The organism is Paenibacillus sp. sgz302164 (genome assembly GCF_056120505.1).
In genome coordinates this window covers 1-22,429 of record NZ_JBVYOL010000015.1, presented here as the reverse complement: position 1 = coordinate 22,429, position 22,429 = coordinate 1, and the positions used below count along the sequence as shown (strand labels likewise).

Annotated in this window: 17 protein-coding genes; 4 read left to right on the top strand and 13 right to left on the bottom strand. The window is 42.1% G+C overall.

Annotated elements, in window-relative coordinates; translation table 11 throughout:
• Positions 1-81 precede the first annotated feature (81 nt).
• The 8 genes from AC0LWT_RS23335 to AC0LWT_RS23300 form a co-directional block, all read right to left on the bottom strand.
• Positions 82-3,570: a DUF5704 domain-containing protein gene (locus AC0LWT_RS23335; RefSeq protein WP_474683687.1), complete on the bottom strand. Its 3,489-nt coding sequence runs from the start codon at positions 3,568-3,570 to the stop codon at positions 82-84.
• A gap of 12 nt (positions 3,571-3,582) precedes the next feature.
• Positions 3,583-4,845 (bottom strand): S-layer homology domain-containing protein, encoded by a 1,263-nt coding sequence (locus tag AC0LWT_RS23330; protein ID WP_474683686.1) that lies wholly within the window; start codon positions 4,843-4,845, stop codon positions 3,583-3,585.
• 28 nt (positions 4,846-4,873) lie between these two features.
• Complete coding sequence (locus AC0LWT_RS23325) at positions 4,874-5,398, bottom strand: hypothetical protein (RefSeq protein WP_474683911.1); 525 nt, start codon at positions 5,396-5,398, stop codon at positions 4,874-4,876.
• Between the two features lie 84 nt (positions 5,399-5,482).
• Positions 5,483-6,886, bottom strand: a complete 1,404-nt coding sequence (locus AC0LWT_RS23320; RefSeq protein WP_474683685.1) for a hypothetical protein — start codon at positions 6,884-6,886, stop codon at positions 5,483-5,485.
• Between the two features lie 88 nt (positions 6,887-6,974).
• Complete coding sequence (locus AC0LWT_RS23315) at positions 6,975-7,886, bottom strand: replication-relaxation family protein (RefSeq protein ID WP_474683684.1); 912 nt, start codon at positions 7,884-7,886, stop codon at positions 6,975-6,977.
• A gap of 11 nt (positions 7,887-7,897) precedes the next feature.
• Positions 7,898-8,743 (bottom strand): 30S ribosomal protein S1, encoded by an 846-nt coding sequence (locus AC0LWT_RS23310; protein WP_474683683.1) that lies wholly within the window; start codon positions 8,741-8,743, stop codon positions 7,898-7,900.
• Positions 8,740-9,231, bottom strand: coding sequence for a hypothetical protein (locus AC0LWT_RS23305; RefSeq protein ID WP_474683682.1), 492 nt, complete (start codon positions 9,229-9,231; stop codon positions 8,740-8,742). The genes AC0LWT_RS23310 and AC0LWT_RS23305 overlap by 4 nt, the downstream gene beginning before the upstream one ends.
• 98 nt (positions 9,232-9,329) lie before the next feature.
• Complete coding sequence (locus AC0LWT_RS23300) at positions 9,330-9,956, bottom strand: hypothetical protein (RefSeq protein WP_474683681.1); 627 nt, start codon at positions 9,954-9,956, stop codon at positions 9,330-9,332.
• A gap of 306 nt (positions 9,957-10,262) precedes the next feature.
• Between AC0LWT_RS23300 and AC0LWT_RS23295 the strand changes: the two genes are divergently transcribed.
• Both AC0LWT_RS23295 and AC0LWT_RS23290 read left to right on the top strand, forming a co-directional pair.
• Positions 10,263-10,964 (top strand): helix-turn-helix domain-containing protein, encoded by a 702-nt coding sequence (locus AC0LWT_RS23295; protein WP_474683680.1) that lies wholly within the window; start codon positions 10,263-10,265, stop codon positions 10,962-10,964.
• Between the two features lie 102 nt (positions 10,965-11,066).
• Positions 11,067-11,396 carry a hypothetical protein gene (locus tag AC0LWT_RS23290; protein WP_474683679.1) on the top strand — a complete coding sequence of 110 codons (330 nt, stop codon included), beginning with the start codon at positions 11,067-11,069 and terminating at the stop codon, positions 11,394-11,396.
• Between the two features lie 12 nt (positions 11,397-11,408).
• Here AC0LWT_RS23290 and AC0LWT_RS23285 read toward each other — a convergent pair whose 3' ends face one another.
• The 3 genes from AC0LWT_RS23285 to AC0LWT_RS23275 all read right to left on the bottom strand — a co-directional run bounded on the left by AC0LWT_RS23285 (position 11,409) and on the right by AC0LWT_RS23275 (position 15,626).
• A complete protein-coding gene (locus AC0LWT_RS23285; protein WP_474683678.1) occupies positions 11,409-13,841 on the bottom strand; it encodes a type IV secretory system conjugative DNA transfer family protein in 2,433 nt (810 codons plus the stop codon).
• A gap of 260 nt (positions 13,842-14,101) precedes the next feature.
• Positions 14,102-14,530, bottom strand: a complete 429-nt coding sequence (locus AC0LWT_RS23280) for a hypothetical protein (protein WP_474683910.1) — start codon at positions 14,528-14,530, stop codon at positions 14,102-14,104.
• 610 nt (positions 14,531-15,140) lie between these two features.
• Positions 15,141-15,626: a DNA-methyltransferase gene (locus AC0LWT_RS23275; RefSeq protein WP_474683677.1), complete on the bottom strand. Its 486-nt coding sequence runs from the start codon at positions 15,624-15,626 to the stop codon at positions 15,141-15,143.
• A gap of 996 nt (positions 15,627-16,622) precedes the next feature.
• Between AC0LWT_RS23275 and AC0LWT_RS23270 the strand changes: the two genes are divergently transcribed.
• Entirely contained in the window at positions 16,623-16,862 is a 240-nt protein-coding gene (locus AC0LWT_RS23270; protein WP_474683676.1) for a hypothetical protein, read from the top strand.
• A 674-nt stretch (positions 16,863-17,536) separates the two neighbouring features.
• On the top strand, positions 17,537-18,214 hold the full coding sequence (locus tag AC0LWT_RS23265; protein WP_474683675.1) for a hypothetical protein: 678 nt from the start codon (positions 17,537-17,539) through the stop codon (positions 18,212-18,214).
• 1,885 nt (positions 18,215-20,099) lie between these two features.
• Here AC0LWT_RS23265 and AC0LWT_RS23260 read toward each other — a convergent pair.
• On the bottom strand, positions 20,100-21,392 hold the full coding sequence (locus tag AC0LWT_RS23260) for an FtsZ/tubulin family protein (RefSeq protein WP_474683674.1): 1,293 nt from the start codon (positions 21,390-21,392) through the stop codon (positions 20,100-20,102).
• A 16-nt stretch (positions 21,393-21,408) separates the two neighbouring features.
• On the bottom strand, positions 21,409-21,633 hold the full coding sequence (locus AC0LWT_RS23255) for a hypothetical protein (protein ID WP_474683673.1): 225 nt from the start codon (positions 21,631-21,633) through the stop codon (positions 21,409-21,411).
• Between the last annotated feature and the right edge of the window lie 796 nt (positions 21,634-22,429).

The window sequence follows — 22,429 nt, the reverse complement described above, 5'->3', positions numbered from 1 at the left end:
ATTAACTAGTTATCTAATTAATTAAATAATATATTATTTCATAATTATAGTTCATTTCTATTGCTTTTGCACAAGAAATATTCAATGCGTGACGCTCGAATCAAAATCATCATAACTTGATAAATCTGCATGATAGAAAACCACATCACCGTCCATTATCGGGTAAGTGATTCCGTATTTGTCCGTTACCGATTCGGGGCTATTATAATAGCCTTCCATTTGCCACTGATTATCGAGAGGAACCGAATCCGATCCCAAGCGGTAGTAACGCAAGAACGGATGATAGGTGTCTCCGTTTTTGATGCTCTCGATGTTAAAATTCACGATTATATATCCGTCTTTGAGAAAGATTGGCGAATGATCATCAATGCCACCATTCGTTCGGGCATATTCCGGAAGATCGGTTCCGGCTGCGACCACATACGTATCTGCTGGAAGGCTATACTCGCCATACCAGTGTTGGATAGAAGCTAACGCTCTTTGCGGATCAACCGAGCTCGGAATACTTTTCGGCCCGATCAAAGTTCTGACTTGCCAAGGCAGTATCTCCCATGAATATCTTCCGACAGTGGTTTTCTGCGAGGCTCTTTTCAAGAAGTCTGTCACTCCGTAATTGGCCTTCACGTAATTTGTGGTATCCTGCAGTTCCACGCTCGGTACGTTTCTCATTTCATTGTTTAAAATGACGTACCGGCTCATGACATCATCAGACGAACCGATTTTTACGAAATATTTGCCGTTAGTGTAATCGTGATAGTAAAGATCAACGGGGATTCGCCCGGTGCCGTCTTTATTCACGAAATAGAATGTCGGGGTAATCCGGACGCCATCTTGCTGTCCGAACATATTGCCCTTGGTTTTCAGGTCGAATTTGAAGTGATAGCCCTTCTTGATCGTGATGTTCTTGTAGCCATCGACCGGATGACTTCCTGGCCGGATCGGAAGCCGTAACGGGAAACTGTTATCTACCTGATTGCCGTTCATATCCCGGTTCCCTACCCAATTTGCGTCGATGTCCTTATCCCCTACCCAATACACGTTTTGCGTGTGTGCATTGGTATTTGGCCCTGTCCGGAAAACAGTCTGCCAATCATAATCCCCAATGTCCGTAATTCGGAAGTCATAAAGCCTTCCAATGACTTCAACCGGGATGGTATTTGTGGCAACGTGATTCGGCCAATTAAAGTTAGCCCCGGTTTCCCACGTAAAGCCAGCTGGTGCGTTAATGGCGATGGATCGGAAGTATACTGTGTAGAATCCCTCGTCAATCCAAGTCGGCATGATGAAAGTTGTATTGAGCTGTCCAACCGGAATGTCGATCCATGTTCCCTTTTGAATGTACTGCGATTTATCGGCGTTCCATACGTCAAACTCAAATTGCACTTGCTTTCTTGCTGTATACTTGGCGTACTCGCCGTAACCGTTCGTCACCCCGTAACCCCCGAAACCCGGATATGCGTCATGCTGGCCGGTTGTTGGCAGCGTAACAACAAAAGGACGATCCAAGATAAGCGCTGCTCTCCCAGCGGTCGGTTCTACTTTTTGGTTATGAGCCTGGTCATCGGAAACAGAAGGGTACATAACCACCGGCGTATGAACCGTGACGGTATTGATTCCGTTAATGGGATAGGAAGTGTTTGCCCCACCATTAACGTTTTGCGGTAGTAGATCGTAATAAATCGTTCCGGAACTTGGCATATTCGCCTTGTTCACCAAAGAGTTACTAATCAAGTTTTGATTTTTATAAAGCACATCACGCCCGATTGTCGTTGGTATTGGAATGTCGGAAGGAGTCGGGCCATCTTTCGTGTACTGCGCTCCATCCATCGTTGTAGCGCTATTGAATTTGACGGTATCATTGTTCACTTTACTTTCCTGTGTTCCTGACTCTGCCATTCCCTTTAGCGTAGAAGTATCGTCGGGAACGTCCGGTGGGGAATTCAATCCTCCTACAAGAACAGGTGGTGTATACGAAATCGTTGGCGATGACGCAGGATGAACATGATCACTGACAACTGTTGAGTGAACTGACGATAACGTTGGTGGAGTGTAACCATTAGGATTCATCGTCACGCTACCACCGGGTAAGGCATAGTTGTTCATTACAGCCCTATTGATCTTATAGACTTCAAGATTGTTGATTTGCCAATAGGAGTAATTTCTATAAATATCAAAGGTGTATGTTTTTGTCTTTGTATCCCCTGCTGGAAGGTCCGGTCCTGGTGAACACCCCCCAGGTGGTGGCGCACAAATTGGCGGCCCTGGCACGGTCCACTGTCTAACATAGGTAATCGTTACCGAACAAGAATAAGTCGTTTTTCCAGATTGTTGCGCCCAATTCTGTTTAAACAAGTAATTATCTGCAAAGGCGTTCGCATACAAATACTCCGAAGTAGGAACTCCCAGCAGAACATTAAAATATTCCGAATCTCTAGGGTCTGCTTTTATAACACCATTTGCGTTAGGGTCAAGATCACTTTTCGGCATTGTTGTTCCTTGGGTTGGTGGGCCAATCGTATAAAGACAGCTGCCACCACCACCACCGCCGCAACTTGGATGAGACGGATTTTTCGTGCAATCCACTGGCGGTAGTGTCCCATCTTCGTCGTAATAGATTGAAAGATCCGGAACGTACCAAAGAGATCCATGAAATGTAATATTCCAACCGTCATACCACTTAATAACCAAGCCATTAATGCCATCTGAATCGACTTGATAAGCCCCGTTATCAAATGAAGCTGTTACATGAAAATTGAAAGTACCGGATGAGAGATCAATTGAATCAGAACCAACATCCGAAATGCTAGATTGTGGAATAGGATAATTCTGCCCACCTGGATCCGTAATATTGCTCGGTTCATATTGAATATCAGATTTATCTACACGGACATTAACAGCCTTATCGGGTGTGATCGTGACTGAATTATCATCATCCATCCTTAAATTAGGAACCGATACGGTTGCATTGTGATGGATGGTCGCAACCGCACTATTTCCATCTGCCGAACCAACCCCTGGATCGCTTGGTCTGTAATGATAAGGGCTGTCTGTCGTAAACATGCCGGATACCGGGTAATCCGTAACTGACGGATAAGTTGAATAATAGGTACGCGACCCGTTGTCATCATACATCCAAACATACCCTAACGTTTTTCCTGGATGTTGCGGATCAGGCCAACCCGGGTCGCGGAACCATGCAAAATAACCACTCCAAGGAACCGCAGAAGCAGTAAATTTCTTTTCCACTCCCGTTATCGTCGGTATGTGCCATTTATTATTGCCTGTATTAGTGAGATTAGCATAGACATTTCCACTTTTATCTTGCAGCCAAGCGCTTTGAACTGTTTTTCCAGGCGATGGGGTAATCGTCACATCGGAATAGTCGAAATGATCGTTGGACACTAGCTCGCCAGCGGGACTTCCCGATGGCGTATATGCTTGCACGACGCTACTGCCATAATCAATGTCTCCGAGTTTTGTTGGAGCCGCATTAGCGACATGTGGTAAAGCCGGTATTGCTATAGCGGCAGCAGCTAGAAAAGTGGTGAAACGTAAGAAAAAACGATTCAACAAAATCACCTACTACTGATTGGATTGGTTAGACATTAAGCCAGTATAAATCAGAGCTGGCGAATTGGTATTGATGCCATTAAAAACAATTCTTGTTACTTGGCCGGGAGCTTTCGCTATAAGATCAGCCTTAGGTACAGCTTCATAGGAATAACGTGTTTCGTTGACCGCTTCACCGGCAGCTGCTCGATAGTCGCTTCTGTATACAATTTCCCAGTTCTCCCGACCAGGTTGTTTATAAGCGATATTGATGCCAGCAATTTTGCTTAAAACCCCTTTTGCATCTAATTCCCCACTCGCATCATAAGCTCGATCAGGAATGCCCGCGCTGCAGCCTGTAACGCTAGTTACGTTATTAGGAAAGCTTTTAATCTTCATCGTTTGTTCGGAAACAACGATATAGTTATCTCCCTTCAAAGGAACCTTATTACCTGTTTTGAAGTCCACCCAACTAAACTTTGTTACATCATCAGGAACAAGACTACGGTAAGGATCATTAGAATCGTTCACATCGACAACAACGTATTTATTTACGCTGCAAGACATATTCCCATCGGCTGTTGTTGTCGTTAGCAGCTCGTCATGAAATTTTTCATTCTTATCCGTTTTTGCAAAGTAACGTGGGAGCATGGTAATGACATTCGTTTTATGCCAAGCAACCTCGGCCCTCGATACGGCATGCTTGTCGAATGGGAGAACTTGGTTATCTTTGATCGAAAGGATGCGCTCGATGATCGTTACCGATTGTGCGCGTGTGGTCTTTTGATCCTCGCCAAGTGTTCCAGTATCGTCCATACCTGTAATAAGGCCAGATTTTGTCGCCAGGTACATCCATTTTTTATCATCGGTGTTTTTATCACCGTTAGCCGCACGAACAGCTATACGTGCCATTTCTTTGCGTGTCATGGCTGTATTCCAATTCCCGTTAGTAAAATCACTCCATTGGTGAATACCGGCGTTTACCGCCGCGTTAATGTATGGCAAGTACCAATCATCACCCGATCCAGAAACCGAAACGTGAAGCGCAGTGTCAACCATCTTAATAAATTCAGCGCGTGTTACTTTTTCATCTGGCTTAAATGTTCCATCAGGGTATCCATCCACATAGCCTTTTTGAATGGAATCATTAATAGCAGATTCGGCCCAGTGATTTCTGATATCCGAGAACGATACTTTAGTAGATGCAGCCCTTACAACCTCAAAGGAATTACCCGTAGTTGTAAGTGTAAGAATCGTTACTGCCGCAAGAGCTCCTATTATGATTTTGTTTTTCATTTTGACCAATTCCTCTCTTCTTGGGTTCTTACATTTGAATTCCGGTTATTTCAATCGGGGTTATTTCTGCAACATCAGGCAGGTCTATAGGTAGTAGAAGATAAAATATATTTTCCTGTAATATCATATCAGCCTGCCCTTTTACCCTCCGAGCATAGATCCCTTCACGGTATCCATTGACAAGAAAAGGAACTTGAATTCGCCCCTCAAATGTTTTGATCGATACACTCTCAAGCCATTTAATTGCAAGCAAGCGGGAATCATACACAACAGAAGCATTTCTTTTAAATTTCACCCGCCCTTTTGCGCCATTCTTGTAATATTCAACGACCTTTCCTACAGCGCGGATTACAAATTGTGACGGGGCCCCATATTCCTCCCGAACATTGTGATAGCATTGCTTGGATAATTTTATTTTGTTTCGGGAGGTTTTTGTAGTGAATCCAATTTCACTTATGTAATTGCATATCTCGTTAAATCGTTCCATAGTAGTCATCAAACGTATATGCTGCGTTTCATCAGTAAGTAATTGAATTTTCATTGTATAAATCACTTCCAATCTCACCTCCTATTTATTCATTTTGCCACTTATAAAGATTAATTCAATCCTATATTGCATAAAATTTTATTATTTTGTCTAATCACGAAATATTGCAAGCATTCTCTTTTTTAGAACATTCAATCTTTGATGCTGCCGTAGTTTCAGAATGTCCTCAAGAGCTTCATCGACATCCTTATTTTTTTCAAATGGGTCCGAATGGAAGGGAATCCCATTTATTTTTCTATTTTGTAGACCTTTTTTTATGTCTGAGAGATTAATTTTCTTGGCCATGGGAATACAAAGTTTCCAGTTTGACTGATCTTCATGGATTTGTCTTTGAAAAAAGCGAAGTATATCCTTGTGTTTCCATTCACTAGCCGATCCAACCACGATCGGTATGCTTGCTCTTAGAAACTCACTGTAACAATGGGAATTTTGATAAGAACCAAGGTCAAGAATAATAAACGAAAAATTACTTGTAAGGAGGGGGACCATGTTCAGTTCTTTTATCTGCTTAAAATACCTAACCCCATTTATAGTGAATGTGCTATTATGAAGCTGCTTTATATCCTTAACTCCTTCGTAGGCTCGCTCGATTTCTACAAAGTCATTGGATTCATTTGCTTCCACTAGAGCGACGGTATAATCTTGCCCCGCTAAGTGATTAGCAATAAGTATGGAAGTGTGCGTACAACCGACTCCTCTCTCAACCCCCGTCACTGCAATGACCGCAGTACCGACAAATCTTTCTTTCTTTCTTTTTTTGGTTGTATTCGTGTGAATAATCGTTTCAAAGTCAAACACTTCTGGACGTATTCCTTCAAGGGTGATTTTCTTCTTATTGTCTTTAATTTCAGCCTTCTTGGTCTCCAAATAATTGATTATTCGAAAGCTTGTCTCTCCAATATGCCGGCCGATCACTTTCGCTCTGTCACTAATAGATTGTTTGTCGACAGTTTCATCTTCAGGTAAGGCTTCCTCGTTATTGATCGATGAGTGCTCTTTATGTTGATCATTTGTAGTCTCTTGCTGCTGTTCATCTGTTGCTGCGGAGCTTTCTACTTCGTTGCCAGTCAAATTGGCAGGGGGAATTGAAGGCTGTATTGATAAAACATTGCGTAGTTCAAATTGACTTGGTTCATGGTCAACACTTGCAAGACGTTGTTCCACTAGGCCCGGTTCAAGTTCGAGAAAATTGATGCAGTGTATGCCCACAGTTGAAATGTTTGTTATAAAATCGTCATTATCACGATAATAAATAAACATGATCGTTGTCTCAGGCTGTTCATTTCTTATTTTCCTTAGTAGCTTCGAAAATGCATCCTCCGATTCAACGACGCTTTCTAGGAAAATAAGAATCTCAGTAGGTGAGGCCTCCCACTGAGGAACGAAAAAATTGAGCGAGTCAATTGCTCTGACAATTCGTCCATAATCTGAAAGTTCTTCTGAGAGCCATTCACGCTCATCATTATCCTTTGTTGCAAGAAAAATTCTCTTCATATACTTCACCTATTCTCTTTAATCGTTACAGAAAATGAGGGCGCAATTTCCTATCATATCCCCCCAATATATTTTACTTGGCACGAAATCATCCCAAATCATAGTATTGTTTTTTTCCATCCTGAAATGAAAAGAATCCTTTTAATAAGCTGATTTGGTTATCGAGCAAATCCTCATCCGTTACGAACCACGTATTTTGAACTCCCTCCTGTTCCAATATTTTGCTGGCAAGTTCAGCTTTATCAGAGGTAGATAAAAGTAGAACCAGTACTGCACCCTTTTCAGCAATTGATAAGTATTGTCTATAGAATTGCGCCTGATGCCGGATCGTCTTCACCCATTTTTCATCTTCCCGATGACAAAGCAGATAAAATGTTACTTCTTTACCCCTTGGATTTTTCAATAAATATTTCGCAGTAGGTATTTGTTGTGTCTCATTTATTTTTAATATTGGATGAAATTCGAAGTGAATTAATTCAAAGGTATCACGTAAATGAATATACAATTCGTTTGTGGCAATATATTTCATCCTAAACAACATGGTTGCTTCTTTAGGATGGCGAGGATCACGATTCCCAAGCATTGCCCCAAAGCGATACTTCAAGATGTCTGCTCCGCTGGCGCCAAGTTCATAACATGTTGGTCTATTCTGTCTGTTTTCTGATGGATTGGAATATGACTTCCATTGTATCCTTCTTAACAAACCGTGCTTCACTAATTTACGCATCCGGTTTCTTACGGTATCTTCACATTTGGCTTCAGGGAAAAACAGCTTTCCGATTTGAGTTAATATAACCCAACGATGCACGAAAATAAATCTTACAATTTCTATATCGCGATCAGTAATCCATCCCTGATCGATTTTACCATTGATGTAAAAGAAATCATGACGTGTTAAAGGCTCTAAATTTGATACATAAGCATAGGGATCATCAAATATCGGTTTACTTTGTAGTCCTGTATGTTCTGAGTTAAGTAAAGGTGACACATTGTATTCCATCGAACATCCCCCTAGTAAATTTCATGCGGGAAGTTTACGATTTTGCTCCTGATTCGCTTAGCCTCTGGATCAACAGTACGAATTCGAACTGCTACCGGCTTCCCTATAAGTTGACCATGACTTGGAACTCTATCGGGGAACCACGCTAGAGATTCTACTCCTGGAGCAAGCTTTACAAATATACCCACATTTTCAATTACACTTGTTATAACGCCGCGATACGTGTCACCTATTTTAAAATTCTGGCGAGCACGCAGCCATGGGTCCTCCAACAACTCTTTTCGCGTAACGCGCACCTGCTTAGCTTCGCGATCGATTTTTTTAATTTTAACGGTAAGCTGCGTTCCAAGCGGAATAAGATTTCGTCCAGATTGTGTCCAATCGTATTCGTAATCTTGAATTGGAAGAACGCAAACAACGCCCTTTACTAGCAGATAAAGCCGTTCATTTTCGAATCCCGAAACTGTACCGGTAACAACATGATTAACGTCCGCTGTTTCCCAGAATTCCTCCTGCAGTTCTTCAACTGCCTGAACTCGAGAAAGAAGTACGATTCCTTTCTCTTCGTCAAAGACTTTCACTGTCTTCGGATCCAGTCCATGTTTTGTTACATCAAGCACCATGAAGTCAATGGTATGGTCGATGAATCCGACTAATGACCGGAATTTATGGGTGTCGAATTGATTCTCATGAATCATTCCTTTTAGCCCATTGTTTAATTCTACAATTGCACACTGCATTTTCTTCCCTAAAGGGGCATGGTTTTCAACACCGATTACCAACCCTTTGTGGATTTGCTTTCTGCGCAAAGATGTCTTGTATTCTTGCATCGGATTAATACTCAAAAGTTCATTCATTTTTGTTCCTCCTTCTTTTTTAAGTAAACATTATATTGATTTGTTTCTTCAGCTTTTGCAAAACCAACAAGCTCCAATTCACCTGAATCTTTGCATTTAACGATTAGGTTTTTCCTCTTGAAACAGGTATTAATTTTTTCCTCTTCGATATCAGTACTCCAGACAAGTATGTAATATCCATTTGTTACTTTTTTTAACGAACGTAAATCAGTCATAATCTCGATCTTGGATTGCTTTGAATCCAAATCAGATAGTTCCTCTTCGTCTATCCCCATTTCCGATATCACTTTATTAATTGTCTGATTCTTCGCTGCCCACTCTGATAGCAGCCGCGGCTTCGCCCTACGCATATGTTCAACAATGACAATAAGGGGCACAGTTTCGTATAAGAAGAGGCAGCTGTTATAAAACGACTCGATATTGGCGACACTGCATGACGGATGAGTCAATACAAAGTCAAGTTCTCTTATTAGATGGTCGTTGGCCAAACTAATACTCCTTTCTTCAGCTCCTTTAGTATCATATTGATTAATTAGTTATTTTATTTATTAATATATTACTATACTAATTAAAAAAAAAGAAGAACCTATTTTATTCGTTTTAAAAAGCTTCCTTTCTTCGTTGTTGTTGTTGTCATAATTTTTTGCATAATGTTCGGCCCCTGTTCAACTTTTATCTCAACTAGAACATTGCCTATACGATCATACGTATAAATTATGTCGTATCTTATGTCTTCGAAAGTAATTATGCAGTCCTCGTCATAAACAAATCCATCTCTAACCTGCTCTACAAGATATGCAAGTATTTCTTTACCATAAGGGGCATCTCCGGAAACTTCCGCTTCAGGATGATTAAACAGGGGCATTAAGCCTTTTGTAATAAATTTTGCTGGTTTATTTGTTAAAGGGTTGAGGATGGTTATGATCTTCACTTCTTCAACGTGTTGGACAACTACACCGGCCAGGCCGTCTTCTCTTAACTCTATTTTCACGATTTGACCGTTATAGTTCCAGGTCCCCTTCACATCAAATTCCAAGCTAAAGACTCGAGCAATAATTGCGTAGAAAATGTCTTCGTAGTTATCGAAATTGTCCTCTAAGATGATGTCTGGATATCCATAACAGGGCAGTCCATAAGTACGAATATAAAGAATATTGCCCTCCAAATCGGTAGTTACTATTGGTTTGATAGAAGGATCAAAGAAAAGCATCATCAATAACTCCTCCTCCCTATCTTTATTCAGGATTATAATTCCATTATAAAACCATTTTGAAATATAACAAAATTATACAGATGAATTTCTTCATCTTTTATTTATTTTTCTTCTATCTATTTGTGCATCATATATCAAGTTTTTCTTTATCAATATATTAAATCTTCACTCTCATAGGTCTTAAGGTATAATATGGTATCATAAGTGCTTGGAACTATATATTTTATTAGGGGGATTGATGGACATTAAAATTAGGAATTTTAATGCAGATGAGATTGGAATTTGTGGAGGTTCAATAAATAAATCATGGATATCCCGATCGGAACTTATCTAAAAAAACTTAGACTTTCTTGTGGTTATTCATTAAGAAAAGCGGCCAGGAAGACAAATATGAGCCATGGCTATATTCGAGATGTAGAGTTGGGCAGCCGTAGAACTGCTGGATCCGAGATAATTCCAATGCCGCAAACTTTAAAGAAATTTGCTGAAGCTTATGATGCATCTTATAACGAATTGATGAGAATAGCTGGACACATACATACTAAGCCAGAGCTAAATTTTGAATTTATTGAACTAGACTTACATACTATACTTTATATTGAAGTTGACTCTAATAATTTTGTGGTTTATCACAATGAATGTACTTGTTTCTTAGAAAACAAAGCACTTTATGACTACATCCTCTTTGAAGAAAGGTTAGAATGTAATGGATTTCTTCGAATACATAATGGACTTTTTGCAAATCTAAATTTGATTAAAGCATTCGATAATGTGACAGGCAGACTTTTTTTTCGTGAAAATTATGAGGGGAAATTTATTGAAATAAGATCATCTTATTCTTCAAAGTTAAAGAAAAAAATATCTCAAACAATTACTAAAAACTCTCAAAGTTCTAACCAGAATTTGAAGGACCAAAGTAAGTTTACTACCTTGATTCGTGGTTTAGTCATTTTAATTTTGTTCATTTTGTTTGCTCCTGATTTCTCATACATCAATATTTTCAGTTAAGACTTGGCAGTACCCTTCATTTTCTTATTTATTGTTTAACTAATTTATGTAATAATATATTTATTAGTTAGATTATTGGATAGAAAGGCGCGGTGTTTATTAATGTCTAACATGGATTTGGAAATTAACTTTGACTTAGATTCTAAACTTCATCCTTATCTTAAAGAAATGATTTCGAACCTGCCTAATGGTTCAAAACTTGTGATGCAGGCCCTTTCAAAAAGAGACTATAACAAAGAGGATTTAGCTTTGGAAGCACGAGTCCGAAGAGGAGAATTAAATTTTGTATTAAATTGGATCGAAGCACTTGGGTTTGTTGGTTTTAATACTAGTGGACGATCAAAACTATATACACTTACCCCTCTAGGTGAAAAGGTTTTTAAAGAATTTAATGAGATATTCCATACCCTCAAAGAAGAAAGCAGGGAATAGTGAAGCGGAGTTTTACTCCCCTTCACTATTCCCTTTATTGTTTCTCAGTTCTTCCGAAGCATTTTTTATTTTTTGAGCCAGTTTTAGAGTTGTATCATCAATATTAGCTGGTGTAAATCTAACAGTGACTTTTTCATTTTCTTTCTGCTCTTCAGAGGATGCGGCTGCAACTGCTCCCTCTTCCCCACTATCCCACAGAGCATTTCGAACACCCTCATTTTTTACATTTGGGTCTTGAACCTTGTCATTTCCTTCTGCACTTCCACTACTTTTCATTCCCTCTTGTTCACGTTTATCTAATACCTTTTGCCTTAATTTTTCAAGCAATTCGTTCTTCTCACCAGAATTTTTATTGCTTTGTATTTCCCTCGCCTCTTCTTGACGAGAGGGCTCCTCGCGTTTATGATTTTCTGATAATTGTTTATCCTTCGTTTCTTCAGGTTTTAGCGGTTCAAATAATTTTTTGGGAAGTGGGTAAATTAATCCTATTACCGGATCGAGCCTAACGTTGTTGTGCACACCACGGAACAAACACTCGCCAGGTTCCCCGGTTTCTGGGTTATATCCCTTGAGCCTTAATATTTCTGCTGGCATAACAGTGTAGCGCTTCTCTTCTTTAATTTGTGTTTTAAAGCCACTTGCGGACATTTCGTCTGTACCGCTGCTTAAACCGATTTTATAGTCCTCTCCAATGAGGTCTGCATAGAACTCAGCATCTTCCGGATCTAGCCCGGCTAATACATATTTCTGCACGGCATTTTGCTTTATCATTGCACCAAGACGTTCGCTTACATCAGATAACTGTGCATTACCTTGATGAATAACTCTTAAGAATACTTCAAATTCACGTGCCATTTCAAAGAATGTGCTAAACTCTTCATCTACGAAGTTTTGAACTTCGTCTACCGTAACTGCATGCGGGCGTACTTTTTCCTGAAGATTTCGGCGGAACGTACTTGCTTTCAAAAGATTAATATAAAGCCTACCGACAGTGTATGTTAAGGTCTGAAGTTTTCCATATGCACCATTTACTAACACTATTTCACCGTTACGTAATACATCATCAATGTTGAACGTTGACGGACGACAAAAAATACGCTGTATGTATTTATTTGATGTAAGTTCTGTTAGATAGTCATATAAGTTTGAGTAGGTTTTCATTGTATGTTCCTGCATTCTCTCGTTAGCAATATTTCGAGTGTATTCAAGCAGGACAGAAATTTGTGACAATTGATCTTTTAATTCCGAGAGTATTTCTGCGCGATAATCATGATTAATTGGCTGAATTAACCTGTCTAAATCATTGTATGTACAGTCGTTTCCCTTTGCAAGTTTTAGAGCTTTTATTCCAACACGTAATAATTGAGTCGCCCTGCTTTTAAAGTATTGTTCTGCATCGGCACCAAGATATCCATGAAAAGCACTGACATTGGCTTCAATCATAGGTTCAATGTCTTCGCCTTCAGGTACATAAAATGGATTCATACAATCCGTAAACTCATACTCAGGATCAAGTCTATAATAATTCCTACCAATTCGTTCCATGAAGTTAGAAAGTCGATTAATAAAAGACCCTTTTGGCTCAATAATAGTCGATCCAATAAAATCGTTTAATAGGTCTTGTGAAACTAAATTTGTGCCGAGCAACGTTTTCCCTGAACCGGTTCCGCCAATTATTTGTTCATGTTGTGCTCGATCAGTCCGAGATAAGGTCATTAATTGACTCTGCCTATCTTTTGTAGGAACTGTAGCGAACAAAGTTAAAAGGCAGTCCTCTGAATAATATCGAAGGTGCGAAAGGCAGCCTTTTTTATCAAGGTCAATTCCTTCGAATTCAAATAATTCCTCTTGAGTTACACTATCCCTCCTTTTAACCATATTAAGAATTTTCGACTCATTTAAAGCCGATTTTTTCTGTATTTCAGATTGTTCGACAACTGCTGATAGTTTGCTAAAGACCGTAGATTTTATACTATAGCGAAGAGAGAAATATAAAGTTAGAGTTACACCTCCAACAAAGAGAATGACCGCTATAGTCATTCCAATAGGAACTGATGTAAACCTCAAGATAATTTGTCCGAGCGCAAGCAAACTAAGGGCGTTTAGAAATGTTTGTATCACTGGTTTTGAGTAATTATTCTTAAATAAAAGTGGACACGAATATATTACATGCCCCAGAAAACATGCAATCAAAAGTGGGATCGACCGATAAAATACCGGGCCTGAAACGCCGTAAATTATGTCCTGGTACTTCCCCACTAACCAGAGAAAACATAAGATCAATATCGTCAACAACGAAAATGCTTGAATGTTCCATAATGTATTTTTGTTAGCTGGATCCATGCTAAACCGGCGTATTGCTATAAAAGCAGTTTTAAACATAAAAGCAATCATGTGTCCTATAACTGATATGATTCCGCCTAATATCATACCAACATACTTCAAAATGCATCCCCCCTCATTGCAATTAATTAATTAATCTATTATATGTTTAATATATTACTATAGAGAGAGATACATTGTCATCGCATAATCTTAATAGATTTATCAAGATCGCCCACCCACATAAGAGTCGACGTGTAGCCAAGCAATCCCTTTGTTAACTGCCTCTTTCCCCAATGTTTTCAACCGCCGCAGCATAGCCTTGTCAAAAACTTTATTCAACGCTACCTGGTAGGCTTCGGTTTCAGCCTGGATGATGCTCATCAGTTTCCCGAGCAGGTATCCGACCTTCTAATCGCCCAATTTCCGGATGAAGCCGTTGGGGGCTTGTTGTTTGCCAAATTCCCGACGACCTCTTTGGCCCCGCTGGCGCCGATTGCAGTACGCTTCCGCCCCAGAATGTCCGTCTTGTTCCGATAATAGCGGTCCCCGAACCGCTTTATCGTTCGGCAGTTCGACGATGATCGGCCTACCCTGAAGGTGGCCAGAGAAGCACTCCTGAAGAATTGTCCGAAGGTCCGCCCATGTCTATGACGGCCTTCTTGTTGCCGTGCAGGGCGCCGTGGCCTCCGCGATTTCCTTTGGCGTTCTGATTGCCCTTCGGCGCTCCTATCTTCTTTTTTTTGTTGTACAACATTCCACTTGTCGCGCTGTTTCCAGACGTCTATCTTTTTCTCATCGATGCCTAGCATTTCCGCAATTTGCAAATTCGTGATTTTACCGGCATCGGGTCCTTTGCCACTACATGATCACTACCACCGAAAACGAAAAGACGACCCTTTCAGGTCGCCCTCGCATTGATATTCTACTTCGCTTACTGCTTATGATTGATTATGCCGTCTGGCCATGTGTATATCACCTTGCCTTCCTTCTGCTTTGCGTCCAACTCTTTTTTTCGTAGTCTCTCGGTCACTTCGGCGACCGTTTCCCGGAGGGTCATACGTTCGATTCCATTTTCGAATAGGTACTCGTTTAATTTGTGTTTCATGTTCAACACCCTTTCGATAGTGTTCCAGCCTCAGTCGTACATTACCATCATAAGAAAGCAAAGGGTGGTTTTTATCAGCCGCGTGTTTAAAGTTCATTCTTCTGCAGTTCTATATCCAATTCAATCAGCTTCCGCAGGTCATCGACCGTCTTAATCTCAATCCGCCCGTCCTGGAAATCCTTCACCCATCGGGCGACCGCGTCCTTGATGATTTTGCGCTACTGCTCCTTTGTTTTGACTCGATTATGCCGGCCATGACGGCCAGCCGGGGGAACTCGGTTGCTGAGGGAGACGTTAACGCGTCCTCCTTTTTGTTATGCTACCGGGTCAGCCCGATAGACCAATACCGGATCGATGCCGGTCATTGCCTTGAAACGTCGCTTGATCACGTCACAATAGATAGGGGCCAGTTCCATCATTCTACACGTCCTTTCCATCTGCTCACAGGTCATCATTGTAGAGCCACTTCCGCCGAAGAAGTCTGCAACGACATCGCCGCGACTACTGCTGTTCCGGATCGGGATTGCCAGTAGCTCGAGCGGCTTCGGGGTTCGATGGTCATACTTGATGACGTCGCCGCGGGACACTTCCCATACAGTCTCCGGCAGTCGCTCCTCTGCCGGCAGCCCCACCTTCCAGACGGTAGTTTGGCGGTGGTCGCCGTACCATGCCGGGGCCTTGCCCTTCAGATGAGCATAGAACGCGGGCTCGTGCTTGTACCGGTATTGCCCCCAGCCGAAAGCAGCTGCATTTTTTACCCAAATACACTGCGACCGGACTACATATCCAGCAGAGTTCATTGCGTCTTCAAACTCGAGCTGATGTGTGAAGAAAATAAAGTATTATACTGAAAAATAAAGTGTTAGACTGTGAAAAAAAAGTTGTAGACTGGCGCGCCAGCGGCTCAGGTCTCGCTCCTGGTTTCTTCAGGATGCCATCCACGCATGGGGCTGCGCGCCGGTGACGGCAGCGGCCGGGTGGCTACTCTGCAGTCGCGCTTCGGATTCTTCCGGATGCTGCCCGCGAAAGAGCGGCGCGACCGACGGCGGCTACGGCGGCCGGCTCCCTGCAGCTGCAGCCCGCACTTTCTGATTCTCTCCGGGCGATGCCCGCGGCGCGACCGACGAACGTCGGCTTCGGCGCCAGGTTTCTTTCGTCGCGGGATCCGCGCAAAGGCGGCGCACCGGTAACGGTGGTGGCCGGGTGGCTACGCTGCAAGTTGGTTGTAGACTGAACACCAGCGCTGTCTACGGCAGCGGGCCCGAACCAACTGCAGCTCGCGCTCCTGGATATTCCAGATGAAGCCCGGCTTGCGATCGGTGTGCGCCGGTTACGGCGGCCAGCCCGAGCAGCAGCTGCTCGCACGCTCCTGGTTGTTCCAGATGAAGCCCGGCTTTGTAATCGGCGCGTCGGTGGCCCCCCGAGCGGCTGCAGCTCGCACCAGCGGAGCAGTCTAATACTTTATTATCTAATTTTTTCTCATAACACATCATAATCTCGGGTCAGTCTAAAACTAATTTTTTAAAAGCTGACGATTTTCCGATACAAAAACCGCGGCAAATCTGCAACATTAGTCTATTACTTTATTTTTCATTGACAGCCACACATCCCCAAACGCCGAAGTGTGATGTATCATAAAATCCCACTCTTTCCTACAATACGACATTTCGACACAGTCGGTTTCCAAATCCTGCAAGGAAGTACGTTTCCAGAAAGAGCCCTCCCTTGTGTCATTGCGGTTTTGGCATGATATTCCCAGTTTTTTCAGGAATATTCTTTCCTGGAGGTGTTCGTCCTTGGTACGAAAACGTCGTTCAAGCAGCAACCAACGTGTATCCCTCGCGGTCGTTGCATTCGTCCTCATCGGCTTTGCTATAATCATGGCCCTGCACATCTTTTGGTTCCTGCCGATGGCCTGGGAACAAACCATGAACAACGCAAAAAAACTTCAAACTTCCCTAAGCCGCGAAATTTCGTTTAATGCAAACTTCAATTCGCCCTGCCCTCCTCCTCGTTACATGCCCAGGACCGCATGATGTCGTTTTGTATACTGTTTTGCATACTCGCGACCGGTTCGAGCAATCGCATCATGTTCCGGATGTGATCCAGCTGGCCCACTGCTTTCAGCGCCTCATTCTTCATTTTTAGCGATGAACTCTTCGGCCAATCGCTTCATGCCCTCCTCGGCAGCATTTAACCCCCTTTATCGTCATTGCATCAACAACATTAACCATGTGTGAATCATTTATGATCTGTTATTCACAAGTGATTCATTAGTGATTAACAGATCATATTAAAATTCCAACTCACAAGTCATAAATGATGACGAACCGAATGCATTATTTCAATTGTGGTTTATTGCAAATTCATCACTTATGACTTGTATTTAACACATGAATATGCTAATGTTCATCATTTATGAGTGCTTCATCCTTTGTGGTTCCTTAATTGTTCATCATTTGTAGTTAAATTTTAAGGAGTGTTCATCATTTGTGGGAAGTGAATCACAAGTGGATATTCGTGAATGTATAATTTGTGAATAGTGATTTACAAGTGATTGCTCGTGAAATACATCATTTGCTAAAAGTGAATAGACGAATTTGTCGCATTTGTGTATTATAGAGTCAGATATAGAGCGAATTCATCTATCACATATGAATCATTACCTACATATGATCCATAACGATAGAGAGGAGAATAAATAATAGATATGCAATTAGAAAAAGCATGGAAAATCACTGAATTTGCTAAACTTGTCGAAAAGCACTATAACACTGTAGACCAGTGGTTCAAGCAACTTGAAGACAAAGGAATACACTACGTAAATCGAGTTGCAGGGGAAAAGGTTTACGATCAATTAGATTTGGACATCGGTAGATATATAAAGGAATCTCGCGAAAAGAATTATAGTTTGCAAATTATTTTCGAACAGTTAGGAGATGTCTTAGATTTACGTCCATTTCCGGAAGATTGGGTCACAGGTGATACACTTGTAGACATTGAGGGAATTAAGCGATCGATGGAGCTTAGGTTTGAAGCGATGCTGCAGGAGGCTAAGTCTGAAATTTTAGCACAGGCAGTGCAATCAGTAACTTCATCAATGGAGCAGAACATTCAAAATTATCTTCCAGCTCCTAAAACACATGAAGAATTAATTTACGAACGAGCCAATGAAATGCTTACTAAAATAAAAATTGATAATAAACTCGAGGAACGAGCCATTTCCGCTTGGAATGCTTTACCGGAATCTGAAAGAATGAAAAAAGTAGGTTTTTTTCGCAAAGAACAAGATTGGGAAAAACGAGACGAATTTATTAGGAAGTATAAGAGAGATAACCTGGAGCAATTGTTTAGTGAAGAATACGGAATCGATGGGCATCCCAAGTGATGCCCATTTGTTTTTTAAACATGTTGGTGTCACATGGTATGAATCATAAATGATCTGATTTTGATGTTTGGCCGACGCCGACGCGTCAACCGACCAATCCGAACCGATGAGGGGTAGTAGTTTGTCGGATGCGCTCGCGGGTCATAGCAATTATTAGGTCCGGAAACATCCGAGCCATGTGGCTGACGACCGCCGATTTTTTCTAGACGGCAGGGAGGGGTGCTGCCGGTAGGGTAGATGCTGCAAAGACTCTGTAGGCACAACAGCGGTGTGGAAATAGTTCAGTTCCTATCAAATTTCTCCGGCAACGCGATAAGATAATTAATATTTCAATGTTCGGTTCAGCAGATCTTAGCCTGACAAGCAAGGGTGATCAGATGATGGCGGCGACTGGGCCGCTACATTGCAGATCACGAGCCTGGTCCTAGACGCTTCTGCCGCAGGGGAGACGCGCCAGTAATCGCGGCGGCCAAGTGGCTGCGGTGCAGATCACGCGCTCACCAGTTTTCCCCGGATGCGTTCCCACGCACAGGTGGCGCTCCGGTAACGGCGGTGGCAGCTGTCAGAAGAAAATAAAGTTTTAGACTAAAAAATAAAGTATTAGACCGGGAAAATATAGTTTTAGACTGACCCGCCAGCTCCCAGCAGCAGCCCGCACTCCTGGTTCTCTCCGAGCGATGCCCGCGGCGCGATCGGCGTATGCCGGCTTCGGCGGCCAGCTCCCTGCAGCTGCAGCCCGCACTTTCTGATTCTCTCCCGGCGATGCCCGCGGCTCGATCAACGACCGTCGGCTTCTGTTTGCGAATAATAAAGATTTAGACCGAACAATAAAGTATTAGACTGAGATAATAAAGTTGTAGACTGAACGCCAGCGCACCAGCGCTGGCTACGGCAGCCGGCCCGATCCAACTGCTGCTCGCACTCCTGGTTATTCCGGATGAAGCCCTGCTTTGTGATCGGCACGCGCCGGTGGCCGGCCCGAGCAGCAGCAGCTCCGACCAGCGGAGCAGTCTAATACTATTATCTATTTTTTTCTCATAACACATCATAATTACGGGGCAGTCTAAAACTTATTTTTTAAAAGCTGACGATTTTCCGATACAAAAACCGCGGCAAATCTGCAACATTAGTCTAATACTTTATTTTCATAGGCAGCTTCGGCGCCAGTTTTCTTTCGTCGCGGGATCGGCCAAAGGCGGCGCGCTGGTGATGGCGGCAGCCGGGTGACTAGACTACGCTGCAGGTCGTGCTTCGGGTTCTTCCGGATGCGGCGCCGCGGCGACGGCGGCGACCGGGTCGATCCGCGGAGTCTAATACTTTATTTTCTATTTTCGTCTTTTGACGCACCTTAATCGCGGGGCCAGTCTAAAACTTATTCTCGTTTGCTAACGATTTTGAAACCAAAAAAAACGCGTCAAATCAAGAGTTACGGTCTAATACTTTATTTTTTTCGGACAGCAGCTACTGCACTACAGCTCTCACTTCAAGTTCTCCTTGATGCGATCCGCGTTCGGACGACGCACCGGTGAACGGCGGCGACGGCAACGCTACGCTAGAACTCATGCTATTGGCTCTCCCGGGTGCATTCCATGCTCGGGCGGCGCCGCAGTCTAATACACTTTATTTTCCTACTTTCAGCTTTCTAAAAACCATCCTAATGAGTCAAGTCTACTTCTTGTTTTTCTAAAGCCTGCTGTTTTTCTGACTCAAAATACCGCTCGGATTCCCAACAACTCCAGTCTCTACTTTATTTTCTTATTACACTGGTCAAAAGTATTATTGCATCAAATATTGAATTGATTCGCATCAATAATTGATGCAATTGGTTTGCTACAAATAAAAAATCCCCCCATGTAGAGAATGGGGGGGAGGAGGTAGATATGGATTATTGATTCAGTATTTTAAATGGATCAATTTTATCATTCTTATCTTGTCTTGTACTTGCAACTTCAGAAGAAGCCGCAAACGGATCATCCGAATTTGAGGATGGTTGCTCTGAGAGCTTCTTTCTCGAATACCCACTTAATGCCGAAAAAGCAGTATCTTCTTGGCCAAAGACATTATCTTCTTTTTCTTGTGCTTCATTTGCCTTAGCCACCAGTTGCTGAACTCTCGTTGGAAGCCCCAATCCTGCTACGATCGAATAAATCGAAAGGTCCTCACCTTTCGGATCTTCATAAGCAGCAACCGGCTTTTCTTTCGCCATAGGAGATAAACTATCAATGGTGGTTTCGATTGAGTTAATAAAGGACATCGAGAAAATTCGTTTTCCCGCGGCAGGAGACGCAACCATACTTACAGCAATTCTTGAAGCCTTACCCAAATTATATCCGTCTGAAAGGGTCCCGCGCTCAATGGACCTCTTAAAATCAGGTAAAAATGTGCTCTGATTTGCCGTATCGATTGAATTTATAGCGAATTCCAATTTACTAATAGAAATAAGTCCTGGAGTTCTCAATGTATTCAACAATTCTGAGCTATCATAGTGATATCCACCAATGGGGTTAAAGCTTGCTGTTACAACATTGATCTCGTGAAGGGCCGTCGCAATATAATTATTACTGTAATCAAGGTACTCGGAAATACTTGCGTGGGGCTGATCCTTAACGAAATCGTTGTAGAGTTTTTGGTTATCGACCACGAGGATACATCCAAGATTATTCATTGCCTTAGCAATCATTTGAAGTCTATCTAAAGCATTCTCTATAACTGTCGAGCCTTCGTTGTCCCTTGGAAGGGTAATCATAAGGCCGCAGCGATCCTTAAAGCCATTTGCATAAAGCATTCTTATCGCTTCGAGGATGCTTCCTGTCCCTGTTCCACCACCAAGTCCACCAACAACCCAAACGAAGTCACGATCCGCAAAATGCGTTAGCGCTTCGCTCTGGATCGTATCTTTATGTTGTTTGAATGCTGCCTCGCCAACTGCTATGTCACGGGCAGCACCTTTTTCAAATCCTTCAAGCTGCAGTTTCCGAACGTTACTATGTTCTTTGAATTTGCGCAAATCAACCTCATTTGTGTTAATTAATAGAGCCGTATAGGGATTATGATTATTTGTAACCTGAGTTCGGATTGTTGCGCATTCATATGCAATCGAACAACCTCCCATACCTAACCCCAAAAATCCAAATTTTAGGCTAAGACTCAAATCATTTCGAGTTAATACATTTCTCATTAGGCACCAACCTTAATTATTTTTTATTTGTTGTTTGAATGTGGTTAATGAGCTCTTCTCCAAGTGCCGAAAGCTTGTAAATTCGAGCTCGTCCCATCTCAGAAACATCCACTAACCCAGCTCCCTCAAGCCTGGCGGCCATCTCATCAAGCATATGTCTTGATCCAAGGAGTTTTTTATCAGTATTTGATTGTTGCTGATAATAACCATTTACAAGTTCACCAAGTAATTCTTTGTTCAAAGGGCGATTTTCTTTCTTTAGGATAACGAGCGCCCAACTCCCGTTACCTAGACGGTCTGCGAGAATGGACAAAATCTGATCTTTTGATAGTATGAGTACCTCCACCTTTCCGAAACATTTATCGAATCGAATCCATTCATTTATTGCATCAATGATCAAATCATACTCTATTGGATAATATTTCTGCAAGTATTTTTTATGAACTAAAATGAAAGAATGCCAATATTTAAAGGGATTTTCATGTAAAGATGTATTGATGCAGTAGTTTGTGATTTCTCAGAATTAATGCATCAATTATATTGATGCATTAATTGAATCGATTCGTATCGAATGCATTCATTGTAATCGCGATCGTTGTTCTCTCCGATTTGTTCATTACACTTGGCTATCATCTCATACCACTACCTGTATCGTTTCAATGATCGGGTCCATACCTTAAATTCGTCTTAGATTGAATCAACGTGATGAGCAGCCAACAATCATCCTCTATTTGCCCTTATATCGAAGGGAATACTTTTTATGACTTTCCGAATGGATAATGGCGCAACAGTAGTCATTACCTACATGGCTTACATGACCGCAGTCATCCATCTCCATGTATGTACATAATGGAAAATTGGAATTGTGGAATTATGTCCCTAGAGCTAAAAGGGGAAGAATAACGGGAAGAGGAGGAGGGGAGGGAGGATGACAATGTTGTCAGGTTAAGCGGTTATAGCCCCCGCCGCTTGGTCTTCGTGAATTTGTTAGCTTTTGTCTGTTTGTTCCGTTTGAAAGAGCGATCCTTCACTATGGG

What these genes read in the sequence shown, in the direction of transcription:
- AC0LWT_RS23330 (WP_474683686.1), bottom strand. Translation starts at nt 4,845, where the DNA reads ATGAAAAACAAAATCATAATAGGAGCTCTTGCGGCAGTAACGATTCTT.
- AC0LWT_RS23320 (WP_474683685.1), bottom strand. Translation starts at nt 6,886, where the DNA reads ATGAAGAGAATTTTTCTTGCAACAAAGGATAATGATGAGCGTGAATGG.
- AC0LWT_RS23315 (WP_474683684.1), bottom strand. Translation starts at nt 7,886, where the DNA reads ATGGAATACAATGTGTCACCTTTACTTAACTCAGAACATACAGGACTA.
- AC0LWT_RS23310 (WP_474683683.1), bottom strand. Translation starts at nt 8,743, where the DNA reads ATGAATGAACTTTTGAGTATTAATCCGATGCAAGAATACAAGACATCT.
- AC0LWT_RS23300 (WP_474683681.1), bottom strand. Translation starts at nt 9,956, where the DNA reads ATGATGCTTTTCTTTGATCCTTCTATCAAACCAATAGTAACTACCGAT.
- AC0LWT_RS23295 (WP_474683680.1), top strand. Translation starts at nt 10,263, where the DNA reads ATGGATATCCCGATCGGAACTTATCTAAAAAAACTTAGACTTTCTTGT.
- AC0LWT_RS23290 (WP_474683679.1), top strand. Translation starts at nt 11,067, where the DNA reads ATGTCTAACATGGATTTGGAAATTAACTTTGACTTAGATTCTAAACTT.
- AC0LWT_RS23280 (WP_474683910.1), bottom strand. Translation starts at nt 14,530, where the DNA reads ATGCTAGGCATCGATGAGAAAAAGATAGACGTCTGGAAACAGCGCGAC.
- AC0LWT_RS23275 (WP_474683677.1), bottom strand. Translation starts at nt 15,626, where the DNA reads ATGAACTCTGCTGGATATGTAGTCCGGTCGCAGTGTATTTGGGTAAAA.
- AC0LWT_RS23265 (WP_474683675.1), top strand. Translation starts at nt 17,537, where the DNA reads ATGCAATTAGAAAAAGCATGGAAAATCACTGAATTTGCTAAACTTGTC.
- AC0LWT_RS23260 (WP_474683674.1), bottom strand. Translation starts at nt 21,392, where the DNA reads ATGAGAAATGTATTAACTCGAAATGATTTGAGTCTTAGCCTAAAATTT.